This is a genomic window from Streptomyces sp. NPDC001732 (assembly GCF_053596315.1).
The window spans coordinates 1-15,441 of the sequence record NZ_JBSFFY010000098.1 but is presented as its reverse complement, the minus strand read 5'-3'; the positions used below and the strand labels follow the sequence as shown (position 1 = coordinate 15,441).

General features: G+C 68.6%; 19 protein-coding genes and 1 pseudogene. 6 read left to right on the top strand and 14 right to left on the bottom strand.

Annotated elements, in window-relative coordinates:
- Positions 1–233, bottom strand: a 233-nt coding sequence (locus tag ACWCXX_RS38100; protein ID WP_451135472.1) for a helix-turn-helix domain-containing protein, incomplete at its 3' end; no start/stop codon positions are given.
- A 225-nt stretch (positions 234–458) separates the two neighbouring features.
- Positions 459–1,526 carry a DNA polymerase III subunit beta family protein gene (locus ACWCXX_RS38095; RefSeq protein WP_451135470.1) on the bottom strand — a complete coding sequence of 356 codons (1,068 nt, stop codon included), beginning with the start codon at positions 1,524–1,526 and terminating at the stop codon, positions 459–461.
- A 283-nt stretch (positions 1,527–1,809) separates the two neighbouring features.
- On the opposite strand from ACWCXX_RS38095, the gene ACWCXX_RS38090 reads away from it, so the two are divergent.
- Both ACWCXX_RS38090 and ACWCXX_RS38085 read left to right on the top strand, forming a co-directional pair.
- Complete coding sequence (locus ACWCXX_RS38090; RefSeq protein WP_451135468.1) at positions 1,810–2,250, top strand: hypothetical protein; 441 nt, start codon at positions 1,810–1,812, stop codon at positions 2,248–2,250.
- Positions 2,251–2,505: 255 nt separating this feature from the next.
- Entirely contained in the window at positions 2,506–2,682 is a 177-nt protein-coding gene (locus ACWCXX_RS38085) for a hypothetical protein (protein ID WP_451135466.1), read from the top strand.
- Positions 2,683–2,714: 32 nt separating this feature from the next.
- Here the strand turns inward: ACWCXX_RS38085 and ACWCXX_RS38080 are convergent, their stop codons facing one another.
- From ACWCXX_RS38080 to ACWCXX_RS38055, 6 genes are all read right to left on the bottom strand, one after another.
- A complete protein-coding gene (locus tag ACWCXX_RS38080; protein WP_451135464.1) occupies positions 2,715–3,035 on the bottom strand; it encodes a DUF6191 domain-containing protein in 321 nt (106 codons plus the stop codon).
- A 42-nt stretch (positions 3,036–3,077) separates the two neighbouring features.
- Positions 3,078–3,851, bottom strand: coding sequence for an ExeA family protein (locus ACWCXX_RS38075; RefSeq protein ID WP_451135462.1), 774 nt, complete (start codon positions 3,849–3,851; stop codon positions 3,078–3,080).
- A 31-nt stretch (positions 3,852–3,882) separates the two neighbouring features.
- Positions 3,883–4,107 (bottom strand): hypothetical protein, encoded by a 225-nt coding sequence (locus ACWCXX_RS38070; RefSeq protein WP_451135460.1) that lies wholly within the window; start codon positions 4,105–4,107, stop codon positions 3,883–3,885.
- 4 nt (positions 4,108–4,111) lie between these two features.
- Entirely contained in the window at positions 4,112–4,420 is a 309-nt protein-coding gene (locus ACWCXX_RS38065; protein WP_451135458.1) for a hypothetical protein, read from the bottom strand.
- Between the two features lie 82 nt (positions 4,421–4,502).
- A complete protein-coding gene (locus ACWCXX_RS38060) occupies positions 4,503–5,063 on the bottom strand; it encodes an IS3 family transposase (protein ID WP_451135456.1) in 561 nt (186 codons plus the stop codon).
- Positions 5,064–5,803: 740 nt separating this feature from the next.
- A complete protein-coding gene (locus ACWCXX_RS38055) occupies positions 5,804–6,787 on the bottom strand; it encodes a GlxA family transcriptional regulator (RefSeq protein WP_451135454.1) in 984 nt (327 codons plus the stop codon).
- 122 nt (positions 6,788–6,909) lie between these two features.
- On the opposite strand from ACWCXX_RS38055, the gene ACWCXX_RS38050 reads away from it, so the two are divergent.
- Positions 6,910–7,953 (top strand): nuclear transport factor 2 family protein, encoded by a 1,044-nt coding sequence (locus ACWCXX_RS38050; protein ID WP_451135452.1) that lies wholly within the window; start codon positions 6,910–6,912, stop codon positions 7,951–7,953.
- Between the two features lie 72 nt (positions 7,954–8,025).
- Here ACWCXX_RS38050 and ACWCXX_RS38045 read toward each other — a convergent pair whose 3' ends face one another.
- Positions 8,026–8,322 carry a DUF3817 domain-containing protein gene (locus ACWCXX_RS38045; protein WP_451135451.1) on the bottom strand — a complete coding sequence of 99 codons (297 nt, stop codon included), beginning with the start codon at positions 8,320–8,322 and terminating at the stop codon, positions 8,026–8,028.
- Positions 8,323–8,390: 68 nt separating this feature from the next.
- Between ACWCXX_RS38045 and ACWCXX_RS38040 the strand changes: the two are divergent.
- Positions 8,391–8,528 (top strand): annotated as a pseudogene (locus ACWCXX_RS38040) (transposase); the annotation flags it as partial.
- A gap of 77 nt (positions 8,529–8,605) precedes the next feature.
- On the opposite strand, the gene mihF reads toward ACWCXX_RS38040, so the two are convergent.
- The 5 genes from mihF to ACWCXX_RS38015 all read right to left on the bottom strand — a co-directional run bounded on the left by mihF (position 8,606) and on the right by ACWCXX_RS38015 (position 13,591).
- Positions 8,606–8,920 (bottom strand): integration host factor, actinobacterial type, encoded by a 315-nt coding sequence (gene mihF / locus ACWCXX_RS38035; protein ID WP_451135449.1) that lies wholly within the window; start codon positions 8,918–8,920, stop codon positions 8,606–8,608.
- 85 nt (positions 8,921–9,005) lie between these two features.
- Complete coding sequence (locus ACWCXX_RS38030; RefSeq protein WP_451135447.1) at positions 9,006–9,947, bottom strand: recombinase family protein; 942 nt, start codon at positions 9,945–9,947, stop codon at positions 9,006–9,008.
- A 369-nt stretch (positions 9,948–10,316) separates the two neighbouring features.
- A complete protein-coding gene (locus ACWCXX_RS38025; protein WP_451135445.1) occupies positions 10,317–11,480 on the bottom strand; it encodes a catalase family protein in 1,164 nt (387 codons plus the stop codon).
- Positions 11,481–11,532: 52 nt separating this feature from the next.
- Complete coding sequence (locus tag ACWCXX_RS38020; RefSeq protein ID WP_451135443.1) at positions 11,533–12,885, bottom strand: Dyp-type peroxidase; 1,353 nt, start codon at positions 12,883–12,885, stop codon at positions 11,533–11,535.
- 115 nt (positions 12,886–13,000) lie between these two features.
- The gene (locus tag ACWCXX_RS38015; RefSeq protein WP_451135441.1) at positions 13,001–13,591 is read right to left on the bottom strand and encodes a hypothetical protein; all 591 of its coding nucleotides are present in this window, start codon (positions 13,589–13,591) and stop codon (positions 13,001–13,003) included.
- A 410-nt stretch (positions 13,592–14,001) separates the two neighbouring features.
- On the opposite strand from ACWCXX_RS38015, the gene ACWCXX_RS38010 reads away from it, so the two are divergent.
- A complete protein-coding gene (locus ACWCXX_RS38010) occupies positions 14,002–14,679 on the top strand; it encodes a GAP family protein (protein WP_451135439.1) in 678 nt (225 codons plus the stop codon).
- 351 nt (positions 14,680–15,030) lie between these two features.
- Positions 15,031–15,357, top strand: a complete 327-nt coding sequence (locus ACWCXX_RS38005; protein WP_451135474.1) for a transposase — start codon at positions 15,031–15,033, stop codon at positions 15,355–15,357.
- Positions 15,358–15,441 lie beyond the last annotated feature (84 nt).

Genomic DNA, 15,441 nt, shown 5'->3' with positions numbered 1-15,441 from the left:
GACTTCGACACCCCGAACAACGGAGCCAGTTGGCGCAGGGTGAGATTCGTGCGCCAGTACGCGGCGACCAGCAGGACCCGGTCCTCCAGCGGCAGACTCCAGGGCCGGCCCTTGCGGACCGGGTCGGCACCCTCGCGCCGGAGCGCGGTGACCAGCTTGCCGAACTGCCGCGGGCTCAGTCCGGTGAACGGGGCTGTCCAGGAGGGCTCCGACGCCCTGATCACACCAACCACAGCAAGATCATCTCACCCCTGACCAGCAATTACGGGACAGCCCTTAGCCGAGTCTCATCCACGCGGATGATCTACACCACCCCGACCCACGTCCTACGGGAGGGGCGGGCCAGCAAATGGTGTCGAGGAAGTTCCACTCGGACGCTGGGTCGTGGAGCAGCCGGGCAACCCTGATCCGGCTGCGTCCGATTGGTCGGAGCGGGCCGGATCAGGGCGAACGCACAGTCAGTCCTCCAGGCGGACCGGCATCAGGATCGAGAAGGTGCCCTCGTCGTCGGGCCGGCGGATCGCGATCGGCGCCGTGGGGGCCCCGAGCTCCAGAAACAGTCGGTCCCGGGCTCCGGCGGCCAGCGCGTTCAGCAGGAACTCACGGTTGACCGCGACGCGGTTCGGGTCGTCGTCGCTGTCCGCGCAGAGGGTCACCATGCCGCCGTCCTCCACCCTGAGAACGCTGAGGTCGGGCGCTCCCGCCTCGGCGGCACGGACAGGACCGGTCTCCAGGGCCTTCCGGAAGGCCGCCACCTCGACAAGGGCGCGGCGTCCGCCGGCCGCCGGCAGGAGACGACGGTAGTCGGGGAAGTCGTGGTCAAGGCACTGACCGGCCGCCTGCCTATCCCCGACCTCCAGAGTCACGCGGCCACCGTCGACGCAGAGCCGCACGGGTCCCTCGCCGTCCGACAGCGCCCGCATCGCGTCGACGAGCGGGGCGGGCACGATGACCTGCACTCGGCTCCCGTCGTGTCCGGCGACGCCGGCCTGCGCGACAGCCATTCGGTACCGGTCGGTGGCCACGACATGGAGGCTCTCCCCCTCGATGTCGAACAGGACCCCGCCGAGCATGGGCAGCTCCGGGTCGGTGCTCGCCGCGAAACGGACCGTGTCCAGCGCGGCTGCCAGCTCGGGCGCGGCGATGGACAGCCGGAGGGTGGCGATGCGGAGCGAAGTCATGACGTTCTCCCTGTGATCGAGTAGTGCTTGGAGCGCGGAGAACTCGCTGCGGGCATCGGACAGCCCTTGTTCGATGCGGCGAAGGTGTGCCTTGAGCAGCTTCCGGACCAGGTCGGTGTCCGCGCCGGACCAGCTGGCCAGCACCAGCCGGATGTCCGCCAGCGGCATCCCGGCCCGGCGCAAGCGGGCCAGCACCCGGGCCTCTTCGAGCTGCTCGGGTTCGTACCAGCGGTATCCGCTCACCGGATCCACCCAGGCCGGGACCAGCACACCGGCACGGTCGTAGAACCGCAGGGCACTTACGCCCAGGCCGCTGTCGCGGGCCATCTCGCCAATGCTGCGCATGTCGTTCTCCACACCCGGCACTCTGGGCCCTGCACAAGGTCGAGGGTCAATCTGGCTCCGGAGCGGAATCTCGCGGCGCTCAGCAGCCGGACCGCCACCCTGCGCGTGCCTCATACAGATGACATACCGGAGTGATCACCACCGGTCGGCCCCCACGACACCACACTCTGAAGGTCAGTAGTTCGGAGAAGAGTTCGCCGTCGCGACCCGTGTGAACACCCGGACCGGACACGAACGGCCGCCGCGCCGGCCGCCGGGGCGGCGCGCTGCTGGAGCGTGCCGCATGAGCAGCGCACTCGAAGACGGCGACTGGATTCGCGGCATCACGATCCGTCAGCCGTGGGCCACCTGCATCCTCGCCGGGAAACGCACGGAGAACCGTCCCGCGAACTGGCCCTGGCGCGGGTGGGTACTCCTCCACGCCGGGAAGACGAAGCCGGACCCCGCCCTGCTGCGCGACCCGCTGGTGTCCACCGCGATCCGCGGCCGCGAGCTCCACCGCGGCGCGGTCATCGGCGTCGCCCGGCTCACCGACTGCCACCCCGACCAGGGCCCCCAGCGGTGTACCAGCCCCTGGGCGCAGCGCAACGTTCACCACCTGGTCCTCGACGACGTCCACGAACTGCCGCTGCCCGTGCCCGCCACAGGCGCGCTCCCGGCATGGAAGCCGACGCAGGGCCTCGTGGACCAAGTCCTCCAGCAGCTGCCCCATCTGCGGCCGTGACCCGCAGAAGCCGCAGCGACCACCACGCCTGAACCCCTCCACCCCGGAGGCCAGCAGCACACCCCAGCACGGCACCGACCCCACCCTGGCCTACCCCGAGCCGCCGGCCTCGCCGCTCTGGCACCGGCACGGCACGAAGACCCGGCCGCTCACCGACGCTGAGAAGAAGCGCAACCGCGAGCTCCTGGTGCTCGCGCAGCACACCCCCCGTCCCCGCTCCCCTCGTACCACCGAGAACCTGGCGGAGGCCAGCTGATGGACACCAAGCACTGCGCCGTCGACGGCCGGGACGACGCGATGCCCGCCCTGTTGCCCGGCGTTGAAAATGCCGACGAAGGCGGCGTTCACGGTGTCGACGAGGTGTGCCGACGACGCCCCGCCAGCATGGGTGCAGGCGGGGCGGTCGTCGGCGAGGTGCCGGTTGTCGTGTGACAGCGAACCCTGAGTGCGTGCCATCGAAGGTCCTACTGGGCGGCCGGTGGCATCCGGACGACCGCAATTCCTCCATCCAGATCCACCGTTGTCCGGTTCGGCGGCGCCCCGTCGTCCTCATTGTCTGGCATGACCAGTGCGGACTGCCGCTCCTTCAGCTCGTTCTGCTTGCCTGGCGAAAGGCTCGCGTGCAGTTGCTCGAACCCGGTCGCCGATATCTGGCCCTGACGTGCTCCGTTCCGCCACGGAAGGACACTGGCCCTGCCCGCACGCAACAGAAGCTGATCGACGAAGGCCAGCGCGGTCAGCAGGATGACCAGTCCGGGCAAGGTCATGAAGACGAGGAATGTCATGCCCTCAGTATTCAGGCCGGGGCGATCCGCATGCCCGGTGCTTCAGTCTCCGACCACCTCATTCACGGCAGTGCGGGCGGCGGCGTCGTCGACGAGGTTCTTGCCGGTGGCGAACGCGGCGACCAGGGCCTGCAGGGAGAGGTTGTTGACCGCCCGCAGGTAGCCGCGCGAGGTGGTGTGGATCAGTGTGAGGGCGTCCTCGGTGAACAGCTGGTCGGGACGTCCGGCGATCTTCAGGTGGTGGGCGACGTAGCTGGTCGTCTCCTTCGAGGTCATGCCCGGCATCGTGTAACGCAGGGCGGTCCGCTGCTCCGGCGCCGCCAGGACGGCGAGTTTCATGGTGCGTCTGAGGGTGGGCTGGCCGACCAGCAGGCAGGCCAGCGGAGAGTCCTGGTCCATGCCCTGGTTGGTGAGCATGCGGACGGTTTCGAGCTGTTCGTAGGACATCAGGTGGGCCTCGTCGATGACGAGGACGGGGGTGCGTCCGCGTTCCTCGCGCTCGGACAGCAGGGCCTTGCCGGTCTGGACGGTCAGCCGGGATCCCAGGTGGGAGGGGGTCTGGCCGAAGGAGTTCACGATTTCCTCGTGGATGCCGCGGACCCCGATCATCGGGTTCGGGATGTAGATGACGGTGTATTTCGACGGGTCGAGGGCGTCCAGGCAGGTGCGGACGGAGACGGTCTTGCCGGCGCCGACCTCGCCGGTGACCACGCCGATGGAGCGTTCGGCGATGCACCAGGAGATGCGGGCGACGGCCTGGTTGTGGGAGTCGTGCCGGTGCAGCATGCCCGGCGCGAGGTTGCGGCCGAAGGGCATGCGCTCGAACCCGTAATGGGCCTGCAGTTTCTCAATTACGCAGATTCTCCTGGGACTTCGCAGGTGAGGGCTGGTGGGGTGGGGCCTGGAGGTGCTCGGTGACCATCTCCAGGCCGGCGGTGACCCAGTCGGGGGCGGTGTCGAAGCCGAAGTGGGCGGCCAGTGCCTCATCGAGGTCCTCGCCGCAGGCTTCGAAGAAGCCGTGCAGTTCGGTCAGGAACACCGCCCACTCGCCCGAGGTCAGGGGCCTGGCCATCGGCTCAAACCCCGTCGGCATTGGTGCCGGTGTCGGTCAGGTCCACGGTCTCGGCGGGCGGCTCGGCGAGAGCCGCGTAGTTGATCTTTGTTCCGAGGTGGTTGGAGTGCGCCTGGTCGACCAGGTGGAGGTAGTCGCTCCCGGTGGTCGTCTTCGGTTCCCCGGCGTCGGCGGGAACCTCCGGCTTGGCCTTGGGGTGGGAGTGCCGCTCGATCTGGAACGGCTGGGCGGTGCCCGCGTCCTTGCCGTCCAGGCGGGCCCGCAGGAAGGTCAGGTCGAACGGGTCGAAGACCAGCTCGTGAAGTTTCCCCATGATCCTGGACACGTCTTTGTTATGCCGCGAGGGTCTGTTCTCGCTGGTGCCGCAGGCGCGTTTCGTGTGGGGTGAGGTATCCTCAGGTGATGTGCTTGCGGAGTCTGCGGCGGTTGTAGAACGTCTCGATGAAGTCGAAGATCTCGGCGCGGGCGGTGGCCCGGTCGGGCCAGATGCGGGTGCCGGTCTCTTCTTTGAGCAGGGCCCAGAAACTCTCCGCGGCGGCGTTGTCGAAGCAGGATCCGGTGCGTCCGCAGCTTCGCTGGAGGCCCAACTCGCTTATGTGGTAGCGGAAGTGGCTGCTGGTGTATTCGCTGCCGCGGCCCGAATGCGCTATCCAGCCGGGCTGGAGACGGCCCCGGCCTGCGGCCATCTTCAGCGCGTTGACGACGAGGCCGGCGCGGTGGTGGTCGGCCATCGAGTAGCCGACGACCTCGCGGGTGGCCGGGTCTGGCCGGCAGGCGAGGTAGAGCCAGCCCTCGCCGGTGGGCAGCGCGGTGATGCCGCCGACCAGCTTCGTGCCGGGAGTCTCGGCGTGGAAGTCGCGGCCGATCAGATCGGGGGCCGGCTTCGCCTTCTTGTCCGGCCGGGCCAGCGACCGCCGCCTGCGGCGGTGGGCTCCCTGGATGCCGTGCTCGCGCATCAGGCGGGCGATCCGCCAGGCCCTGCCCGAAGCGGTGCAGGTCAGCGACAGATGGCACCTGTGGAGCAACCTGTGCGGCAAGGTCCTGGCCGGGGAAACCCGCGGCGAGGCACCGGGCAGCAGCACGTCGACGAAGCGGCCGCGGCAGCGGTTGTCCCGGGCGGTTCGGTCCTGAAGTGCCGAGTGGTGAAGGGCCGTGTGGGTACAGGCAGGTGGTTGCGCGGTCTGCGACGTGGGATTGCCTCTATCTGGTAAGGAGGTGGCATGCCGAAGTCACGGAAGCGCCGCACCGCACGGCCCCGGAGTCTGCGCAAGGAGCTTCACCGTCGCCTCGCGGCCCCCTTGAGCGAGCCGCGACCGAAGCACCCCAGCCACCGAACAGTCCTGTCCTGACGATGTCCTGATCGATGAGTTCGGCGAGGAAGGCGCAGCCTGGCTGCAGGTGTCCTGTGTGGTTGATCTTTTCGCCGGGGGGCTGTGATCTGGGGGTGAAGAGTAGTTGGCTCGCCGGTGGGTTCGTCTGTGCGGATCTACTTTGCGTTTTGCGGGGCGGGCGTGTGAGAGCCCCTGAACGGTTCGCTCGTCCGTAGGGACTGAGGCTTGAGCGCGACGCGGTTGACGTGTGCTTGGCGATGTCGGTCTGAGGATGGTGGCGAGGGATGGTGTTCTGTGATTTGCGCCAGGCTTTCAGGCAGTTTGAGGTGGGGGGTGGCCGGGGCGAGTCGGCGGGGGATTTCGGGTCAGTGGTAGGTGGCAGGTGTGGAGGGGTGTGAGGGGGAGCGGAAGGCGGCCCGGTAGGCCTGCGGGGAGGTGCCGGTGTGGCGGGCGAAGTGCTGGCGGAAGGTCGAGGGGGCGCCGAATCCGGTTTCGGTGGCGATGCGCTCGATGGGGATCGCGGTGGTCTCCAGGAGTTCCCGGGCGCGGTGTACACGGGCTCGCAGGAGCCATTGGAGCGGGGTGGTGCTGGTCTGGGTGCGGAAGTGGCGGTTGAGGCTGCGGACGCTCATCGCCGCGTGGCGGGCGATGTCGTCCAGGGTCAGCTGTTCGTGTAGGTGAGCTTCCATCCAGTGCAGGACGGGCTGGAGGGTGGTGTCCCGGCTGGTTGGGTCGGGGTGTTCGATGAACTGGCTCTGGCCTCCGTCGCGTTGGAGTGGCATGACGGTGCGGCGGGCGGTGGTGGCGGCGAGGGCTGCTCCCAGGTCGCGGCGGACGAGGTGGAGGCACAGGTCGAGGGCGGCGGCGACGCCGGCGGAGGTGATCAGGGGGCCGTTGTCGATGTAGAGGCTGCTGCCGTCGACGTCGACGGCCGGGTGGCGCTCGGCGAGTTCGGCGGCGTGCTGCCAGTGGGTGGTGGCTCGGTGGCCGTCGAGCAGGCCGGTGGCTGCGAGAGTGAAGGCGCCGACGCATACGGACGCGAGCCGGGCTCCGTTTTCGGCTGCCGTGCGCAGGGCCGCGATTACCGTGGCGGGCGGGTCGTCCAGGAAGCCGGCGTGCCCGGGGATGACGACAGTGTCCGCCTCGGCCAGGGCCTCCAGGTCCCAGTCGGTGGTGAGGTGGAAGCCGCCGTACGCGGCGGGGGTCGCCACCCGTCGGCCGGGGGCGCAGACCCTGACCTCGTAGTGGGTGCGGCCGATGGCCTCGTTGGCTGTGCCGAAGATCTGGCCGGGGACGGAGAGTTCGAACGGCACGACGCCGTCGAGCGCGAGTATCGCCACAACAGTCATGGCCAGAAGCTAGCGGATGGTGGCATTCCGGCCGCTGGTGGGGGTGGGTCCAGGGGCAACAGGATCGAAGCATCCGCCACGGTGCGTGCCGTGGACCGATGACCTGTGAGGAGTCGATTCCTGTGATATCCCGTTCGACCCAGACGTACGCCGGTTTCGAGCTGCCGGGCAGCGATCTCGCCGTGGCCGCGCTGCGGTACGCCGAGGAGCTGACCGAGCCGTACGTCTTCCGGCACAGCGTGCGCGGCTACCTGTTCGGCCGTGCTCTCGCCGCGCGGCAGGGTCTGTGCCCGGATGCCGATTACAACGACGAGTTGGTCTTCGTGGCGAGTGTGCTTCACGACATCGGGCTGTCGGAGGAGGGCAATGGAGACCAGCGTTTCGAGGTGGACGGCGCGGATCTGGCCGCCCGGTTCCTGCGCGAGCACGGGGTGCCCGAGGGCGATGTCGCGATCGTGTGGGACGCCATCGCTCTGCATACCTCCGACCAGATTGCCGCGCGCAAGGGGCCGGAGGTCGCGCTCTGCCAGGCTGGTATCGCCACGGACATCCTCGGACAGGGCCGCACGGAGCTGCCCGAGGGCTTCGCGGACCGCGTGCACATGGCGTTCCCCCGCGACGATCTCGCCTATGCCCTGACCGGCGCGATTGTGGCGCAGGCCCAGGACAACCCGCTCAAGGCGGGCCCGCTGTCCTTCCCCGGCGGGCTGTTGCGCCGCCATCTGCCGCCGCGGGCCCTGCCCGACTGGTACGACCTCATCGCCGGCGCGGGCTGGGGGGACCGGTCCTTGGAGGGCGAGGAGGACGCGGCGCGCAGCCCGCAGGAGCTGGGTGAACTGTTCGTCCGGCACCTGGCGGCCGGTGACCTGGACCGGCTCGCCGGACTCTACGAGCCCGGTGCCGTGTTCGTTGCCGAGCCCGGCACGGCGGCCACCGGCGCCCAGGCAGTGCGCGAGAGCCTGCGGCAGTACGTCGAAGCCGGTGTGCGGATCGGCCTTGAGCTGCGGCGTGTCCGCGAGACCGGTGATCTGGCGCTGTTGTCGTCCGTCGCGACCGTCGACGCCCCGGGGCGTCCTCAGGTGACGACGGTCACCACGGAGGTCGCCCGTCGACAGCCCGACGGACGCTGGCTGTATGTCGTGGACGACCCGTCGTTCAATGACTGAGCCCCTTACGGCTCGTTCGGTCGGGGCCCGGTGTGGTCGCCGGGCCCCGACCGGAAGGGATGAAGGGGGTCTTCAGGCGTCTGTCCTCGGGGTGGGGGCCGCCGTGCCGTGCCGGCGGGTGATGTGCCGTACGGCGGCGAGCCTGCCGATGCCGGGGATGAGAACGAGAAGCTTCGCGGGCGCTTTCGCCGTCGAAAGGCGCAGGGTACCGAGCACGACCAGAAGGTAGGCGCAACCGTGTGCCGGGCCGAGGAGCGCGGAAAGCGTCCGGTCGTGCGCGGTGAGGAGATTGGCCAGGAGGAGGGCGAGGGGGGCGATCTCGGTGTGGGCCGCGATGCGCAGGTGAGCCTTCCCCTTGATCGTGGACACCTGGAGACTGGGACGTGAGGTTCCAGAGGAAGTAGCACCAGGGGGGAAGCAAGTACACGAAGCGGTACACCGAGGGGTTCAGGCGTGACGCGATCGTGCTCGTCGATTCCTCGGGCAAGACGGTTACGGCGGTCGCCCGGGAGCTCGGCTTCAGCTCGGAGTCCCTGCGCGGCTGGTACCGCCGGGCAAAGGCAGATCGGGCGAGGGCGCCCCGGGCGAGCTCGCCACGGCCGAACGCGAAGAGCTCAAGCGGTTGCGTCGGCACGAACTGCGCGAGCGGTAGTCAGCCCTTGGACGCGAACCGTTCAAGGAGACGTTCGCGCTGCTGGATGCCCAGGCCGCGCACGCGGCGGCTGTCGGAGATCTCCATCTCGGTGAGGAGCTTCTGGGCCCGGACCTTGCCGATGTCGGGGAGGGATTCGAGCAGGGCGCGGACCGTCATTTTGTGGATGGCCTCGGAGTCGCTGGCCAGCACCTCGTGCAGCGACAGCCTGCCGTGCTTGAGGGCGTCCTTGGTCTCGGCCCGCTCTTTGCGTGCGGCGGCGGCCTTGTCGAGGGCGGCCCGGCGCTGTTCGGGCGAAAGCGGCGGCAGAGCCATGAGGGGTGGTCCTCTCGTCGTGCGAAGTGGAACGGGCCCCATCATGTCCCGGCTGTCAACGCTTTGACCAGCACGTTTACCGGGTTTACACGGTCTTTTCGGCGGTGGGGACGAGCTCGGGGCGGGGCTGGGGGATGTCGCCGGCAGCTTGGAGGGTGGCGAAGTCGGCGTGCGCGCCCTCGACGGCCTCGGCGTATGCCTTGCGCTTGGCGTGCTTGGCGAGCGTCCGGTAGATGCTGGCCACGGAGGGGTTCTGTCCCTTGCGCTTGCCGGTGGGGATGATCAGGTCGGGCTGGATCTGCTCGACGGACTCACCGTTCGCCCGGCGCCGCAGCACGGTGTGCAGCATGTCGTCGGTGATGACGGGCGGCCGGCCGCCGTGCTTGCCCTTGCGGGCCGCGGTGTCGAGTCCCTCCAGCGTCGACTCGCGGATGTTTTCCCGCTCGGTCTCCGCCATCGCGGCGAAGAACGCGAAGAGCAGCTTGCCCGGTCCGGTGGGGTCGTAGATGCCGGGCAGGGGCCCGGCGAGCATCTCCAGGACCAGGCCGTGGGCGGTGAGGCGGTCGGCGAGCGCGGTGAGTTCGGCGGCGTCGCGGCCGAGGCGCTTCATCTCGTAGACGGTGAAGATGACCCGGCAGTGCGGGGCGTGCGCCTTGATCTCCCGCGCCGTGCGGAGCGCCTCCTCGAACTGGGGGGCGGATCCGTACCCGGGTGCCGATCTTCTCGCTGAAGATCTTGTCGCGGGGGATGCCGTGCTTGCTGAGCGCGTCGAGCTGGGAGTCGAGTTCCTGCCCAAGGGGCGAGCACCGCGCGTAGCCGATGCGGATGTCCGCGCTCGGCAGGTCCGGGTCGATCGGCGCCGGCGGCGGTGGGCCCGGCCGCCACGGCCGGCCCGGGCCGCGGTCGGCCGGGGTCGGCACGCGCAGCAGCTTCGCGAGCCGGGGCACCATGGTGAAGCGGCGGGTGTGGTGGGCGGAGGCGGCCGCGCCGCCGCGCGAGCGGCAGGGTGGGCCGGGCTGTGCGTCACACTTCGGACGGGCGTGCCGTTCGTCGTCGGCGTCCGACCGGTCGGCCGGTGAGGGCTGCTGCGGGCCCGTCATGGGCCCGGCTTTTCGCACAATGCAAGTCTCAGAAGGGGGTGCAACCCGCTTTTGAGTGAGAACGGCTTCCGAGAACCGAATCAAGATCAGCTAGGGTCCGGTGACTCATTGTTGATCTTGCTCGGGCAAAGGGCCGTTCATGAGAATCGCTGTGCGTTACGCGACAGTCCCGCCGCGCGATGGTGCCCGATTCGTGGTGTGCACCTTCTGTCGGGCTGTTCACCGCAGCGGTTCTTGGGCAACGCCAGCAATGGGTCTGTGACGCCGGTGAACGTACCCGTATGTAAGGCCGGTGGTCAGGCTGGTGATGATGTCGGACCTTGAGAGTTTTTGTCGGCCGGGCCGAGTACCTCGTCGGCGCTGTGGGGCTCTGTGCGCGGCTGCTGGTTGAGCTTGTGGCGCGTGATGGAGGAGTGCCGGTAGACCTCTTTGCGGGCCCGCATGATGTTGCCCAGGGGTGCGTGCTCGGCGGTGACCCGCCAGGGTGTGAAGGACAGTGAGTCCATCTTCTCCAGGTTTTCCGGGCCGGAGATGTCCTGCTGCGGCAGCCGCAGCTTGGCCACGGTGACGGATGGCGAGAGCTGTTCGGGCCACTCCACGGTGGTGTCCTCCACCGGCATGCGCTCCAGGTCGGTGCAAAGCTGGACCTGGATGTCGAAGGTGTAGGGCCGCTCCTGCAGTTCGGCTTGCAGGGCTGGTCGGAAGACTTCTGCCGCCGAGGGCGGGTCGATGTCGCGTCGGACCACCGCGGCGGCGGAGGCCGGGTCGGGGGTGATGCGTACCTTGGCGATGTAGTCGCCGTGCCGGACGGCGCCCATCGTCCAGTAGGTCGACAGCAGTACGTTGGCCGGAGGGGTCTTGGACAGGCGCAGGAAGGCCAGGAACTCGTCCCATGCCCAGTTGTCCTGGTTCAGGGTTCCTTTTCCGGTCACGAACTCGGTGAAGAAGCGATGTGCGCCGGGTCGGCCCTGGGAGAAGTAGGCCGGCGCATCCAGGAACAGTTCCTGAATGAACAGGTAGTGCTCGACTGTGTTGCAGAAGAAGATCGGTCCGTTGATGTTGGCGTAGTCGAAGGTGCCCGTGTCCGGTTCGTCTTCCAGCAGGGTCGGGCCGGGGATGTCGAACATCTTCAGCGCCAGGCCGGTGGCGGCGCCCAGTCGCGCGTCTGCTCCGGCGTGAGGCGAGCCGTTGGAGAAGCGGATGAGCGCGTCGTGGGTTCCGGGATTCGCGTAGATGCCCTGGGCGTACTCGGCGGGCAGCCCGTCCAGGATCTCCACTTCCCCTCGGACCAGCCCGTAGCCCTTGGCGTGGGCGTCGCGCAGGGCCCGTCCGGTGCCGCCGGCCTGGACCGACTCGGCGATGTAGTTCTCGGTCTTTTTGATCACCGTCTGTACGTTCTCGTCGAAGTGGGGATCGTCGTCTTCGATGTCCGGTGTGTAGCGGACGAACTGTGCTGCCATGACTTCGACCTCTCGGAGACCGTGAGCGCACTTCAGGGTCTTGGAATTGTCCTCAGTCCTCCAGGTCGGCCAGCCAGCGCAAGGCGCGCAGTCCCGGCACGAAGCAGTACTCACCACCGCGGGTGACCACGAAGCTGGGCAGGTTCTGCAGGCGGCGCCGGACCGGTTTCTCCGGGATGGTGATGCTGCCGGTTCCGCCGTGATGGCCGGCTACCGGGTCCTTTTCGCCGGGGTAGCCGATGAAGTTGCCGTCGTTGACCCATTCGGCCTTGATGAACTCGAACTGTCGTTCCAGGTGGGTTCCGAGGAAGACTCCGACCAGGCCGCGGTCGGCGCCGTCGTCTTCCAGCATGCCCTCCGGCAGTGGCGGACCGTAGGTGGTGCCGCGGCGGATGAGGCGGTGCATCCGCGCGTCGCCGATGATGGTGGAATCACGAGGGTTGGTGCGCCGGATGTGCGCACCGGCGGGGCACCGGTACCCCCGGTCGTCGTTCTCCTGGTACAGGAAGTTGTTGACGCGGTGCGGATCGGCCGCCAGCTCCGGATCGTCGTGCTCCGGCGTCAGCGTCAGCGGTGCTCCGCTGGGCCAGCGCCCCACCATCTTCGCCGCCAGGAGGGCCTCCTCCTCGGCGCTGGAACTGTTCGCGCGCAGGTACCGGCGCCAGGCCGCCACGTTGGTGTGGATCTTGCGAACGGCCGCGTAGGTGCCGTTGCGCCCCAGTGCCTCGGGGCTGGGCATGGGGGGCAGGTTGCCGGTTTCGTCGGGGTAGCCGAGGATGAACTCGCCGGTCCTGATGGGGGCTTCCTGCGGGTTGGAGCCGGGCAGTCCGACGCCCTCGATGTTCGGATGGCTGATGCCGTCGCGGAAACCGAAGGTGGTGCGCCCCGTCGGGAGCTGGCGGACCTCCTGCTGCCAGATCACCTGGACACCTGGCGTGTCCTCGTAGGCGACACGAGCCCGCTGCAACTCCTTGTCCAGCAGCGCCGTATCGGAGGAGAGGGCGCTGAGCGCGATGTGGACATCGCCCGTTCCGAACGGTTTCTCCCAGTGTTCCGGGGAACTCTCGCCCACGTCACCGATCAGCTTCGCCCGGGCGGCCATGCCCTCACGGAACGCCCGCGGAAAGCTGTCCAGCGATTCCTGGGGCACCCCCAGGGCTTTCAGCCCCTGGTAGGTGAGCGCCACGGCCACCCAGGCATCCCCGCTCCGGTCCGCGCTGGGCAGGCCGCCAGCAGTCACCGGCAGCAGCCGGCGCAGCAGGGCACGTCCGGCATGGCGGTCATCGACGCGCAGGAAGATGTACTTTCCCTCGTACGGCACAGGCCGTGGACGCAGGGCCCCGCTCTGGACGTCGTCGATCTCGACGCGCACACCGGCCGCGCTGCTGCTGTCCGCGATGTTCATGATCGCTCGTGCCTCCACATCGGTCTCTGCCCGCACAGCCCCGCTGGCGGACTCTCAGCCGCTGACGCGGTCCACCGATGGCGGGTCGGCTATGAGGGGTGGCTGCGCCCGGGTTCTAGGCCGAGGCTTCCTCCAACAGCTTCTGGAAGGCAGGCGTGGACATCAACTGCGCGTTGGCCGGGTTCTCCAGCGCCGCCCGGAACTCGGGGGTGTCCAGCACCTCCTGGAACGCCTCGTCCACGCGATGGTCCTTGTAGATCTGCTGGACGGTCAGGTCGGGATAGGCGCTGACGAAGACCCCTGCGGGCTCCTGGTGGGCGAGGAACCAGTCCTTCACGCCCGGATCCTTGATGCCGGGGAACCCTTCGCTGTGCGAGAAGACCTTGTCGAAGCGTTCGCCGACCACCGTCTTGGCGAAGTCGTCGATGTAGGTGTCCCAGGAGCCGTCGAAGACGCTGGCGAACATGAAGCGGGTGTCGTTGTCGAAGATCACGTGCCGTGCGTCGTGCAGCGTGCCGATCTGGCGCAGTGCCGCATGGACATTCTCGTCATTCGTCGCGTCGCTGAGCCAGGTGAGATCCTCACGCAAAGCCTCGGCCTCGCCCTGCTTGATCTTGGTGAAAACGGTGAACTCGTTGGAGACCCCGTCCGTCCTGCCCGGGTGCTCAGGGTGAGCCGACGGGGTTGCGCCTGTCGTCGCAGCCATCGCGATGTCCTCCTGCCACGGATCGGTGCGAGGGGCCTATACGCCCGGACATGAGGCGTCGCCCTCGCTGCCCATCCTCACCGCGGATGCGCTGCCTCGCATCTCGGTCCCTGGGCGATGTGCTCACCTGGGACGGATTCCTGGGAGGCTCCGGCGCTGCGTCCAGTCTGATCACTTCGGGATTTGCTCACCAGGGACGATTACATTCCGTGCCGTGTCTGCGCCACGGTGTTGAGAACGAAAAGCAGCCTCGGGCGCCAGCTCGCCGTCCGGTCCGGGGCGGCGAGCTGCGCGGGCGCCGCAGGCCCATCCCGGGGTCCTCGCATCAGGAGAAACACACGAGGACAGATCTGGCCAGGCACACGAGGATGGAACTGGCAGGGCATGTCGAGAGCGCCACGGAGGCGACCATGGGCAAAGTTCTCGGTGACGTGCTGGGTTTCGCCGCCGCCGTCGCGGTCAGCCCGCTCCCGATCATCGCGATCATCCTCATCCTCGCCACGCCTCGGGGACGTCTCAACGGAGTCCTCTTCACCGTCGGCTGGATCCTGGGACTCTCGGTCCTGGGCGCGGTGATGCTGGCGATCGCCTCCCCAGCGGGTGCCTCCGCCCACAATCACCCAGCCACCTGGATCGGGGCCCTCAAACTCGCTCTGGGCGTTGCCCTCGTCCTGTTCGGCGCCCGGCAGTGGCACCGGCGCCCACAGGATCCCTCGCAGGCCCAACTGCCCAAGTGGATGGGCGCGATCGACCGCCTCACGCCGGTCAAGGTCTTCGGACTCGGACTGGCCTTGGCCGCGCTCAACGCCAAGAACGCCCCACTGACCATCGCCGCGGGCGCCGCGATCGGCTCAGCCGGACTGCCGGTCGGGCAGCAGATCGCGGCACTGGCGATCTTCGTCCTGATCGCCACCCTCGGTCTGCTGGCCCCCCTGGGAGTGTTCCTCCTCGGCGGAGAGCGCGCCAAAGCCACGCTCGGCAACTGGAAATCCTGGGCAGCCCAGCACAATGTCGCCGTGATGGCCGTCCTGTTCTTCGTTCTCGGGCTGAAGCTGCTCGGAGACGGCATCTCCATCCTCACTTCGTGACAGGCTCACCCACGCGGCCCCGGGCTCATGGCCATGACGTCCCGGGGCCGCCCTCACCAGCCGGTTCGCCAGGCGAGAGGGGGTGCGGCCCGACCGGCGCCGGGGATGGATGACGATGCAGATCTAGGCCGTAGACACACGATGCACTCGTGGTCCGCCTGTTCAACGAGCACGGCCTGCCCCAGAAACGCATCAGCACGGCTCGTGCTGCCACGGCCTCGACCCTGGCCGCACGAACTCGCAGGAGGTGGCTCACAGCTTTTCTCCGAACCGTGAGCGGGCCTTCACCCCTGATCTTGGACACCCGGGATAGTGGATCTTGAGGATCTGAGAGATGGACGTGTCGTGGTCATGGAGCACTGTCCGCCGGAGTTCAAGGCGGACGCGGTCGCGCTGTACGAGTCGCGGCCCAAGGCGACGATCGAGCAGATCGCCGCCGACCTGGGGGTGAACCCGGAGACGCTGCGCAACTGGATCGGGGCGGCCGGAGCCGGTCGTCCGCGCGGCCGTCGGGCGGCCAAGCCGCCGACGGTTGCGGTGGCGCCGTCGGCTCTGGAGGCCGAGGTCGCCGCCTTGAGGCGGGGAACGCCGAGCTGGAGAGGGAACGGGAGGTCCTGCGCAAGGCGGCCCGCTGTTTCGCCTCGGAGACGGGCTGGTGAACCGCTGCCAGTTCGTTGAGGACCAGCAGCGCCGTTACGGCGTGAAGCGGTTGTGCCGCATCCTGGGCATTGTCCGCTCGAGCTTCTGCCACTGGCGCCGGAG

Bases quoted from the DNA above. Each gene is read 5' to 3' on its own strand.
- ACWCXX_RS38095 (WP_451135470.1), bottom strand. From the start codon at position 1,526: ATGCGCAGCATTGGCGAGATGGCCCGCGACAGCGGCCTGGGCGTAAGT.
- ACWCXX_RS38090 (WP_451135468.1), top strand. From the start codon at position 1,810: ATGAGCAGCGCACTCGAAGACGGCGACTGGATTCGCGGCATCACGATC.
- ACWCXX_RS38085 (WP_451135466.1), top strand. From the start codon at position 2,506: ATGGACACCAAGCACTGCGCCGTCGACGGCCGGGACGACGCGATGCCC.
- ACWCXX_RS38080 (WP_451135464.1), bottom strand. From the start codon at position 3,035: ATGACATTCCTCGTCTTCATGACCTTGCCCGGACTGGTCATCCTGCTG.
- ACWCXX_RS38075 (WP_451135462.1), bottom strand. From the start codon at position 3,851: ATGCCCTTCGGCCGCAACCTCGCGCCGGGCATGCTGCACCGGCACGAC.
- ACWCXX_RS38070 (WP_451135460.1), bottom strand. From the start codon at position 4,107: ATGGCCAGGCCCCTGACCTCGGGCGAGTGGGCGGTGTTCCTGACCGAA.
- ACWCXX_RS38065 (WP_451135458.1), bottom strand. From the start codon at position 4,420: ATGGGGAAACTTCACGAGCTGGTCTTCGACCCGTTCGACCTGACCTTC.
- ACWCXX_RS38060 (WP_451135456.1), bottom strand. From the start codon at position 5,063: ATGCGCGAGCACGGCATCCAGGGAGCCCACCGCCGCAGGCGGCGGTCG.
- ACWCXX_RS38055 (WP_451135454.1), bottom strand. From the start codon at position 6,787: ATGACTGTTGTGGCGATACTCGCGCTCGACGGCGTCGTGCCGTTCGAA.
- mihF (WP_451135449.1), bottom strand. From the start codon at position 8,920: ATGGCTCTGCCGCCGCTTTCGCCCGAACAGCGCCGGGCCGCCCTCGAC.
- ACWCXX_RS38025 (WP_451135445.1), bottom strand. From the start codon at position 11,480: ATGGCAGCACAGTTCGTCCGCTACACACCGGACATCGAAGACGACGAT.
- ACWCXX_RS38020 (WP_451135443.1), bottom strand. From the start codon at position 12,885: ATGAACATCGCGGACAGCAGCAGCGCGGCCGGTGTGCGCGTCGAGATC.
- ACWCXX_RS38015 (WP_451135441.1), bottom strand. From the start codon at position 13,591: ATGGCTGCGACGACAGGCGCAACCCCGTCGGCTCACCCTGAGCACCCG.
- ACWCXX_RS38010 (WP_451135439.1), top strand. From the start codon at position 14,002: ATGGGCAAAGTTCTCGGTGACGTGCTGGGTTTCGCCGCCGCCGTCGCG.
- ACWCXX_RS38005 (WP_451135474.1), top strand. From the start codon at position 15,031: ATGGAGCACTGTCCGCCGGAGTTCAAGGCGGACGCGGTCGCGCTGTAC.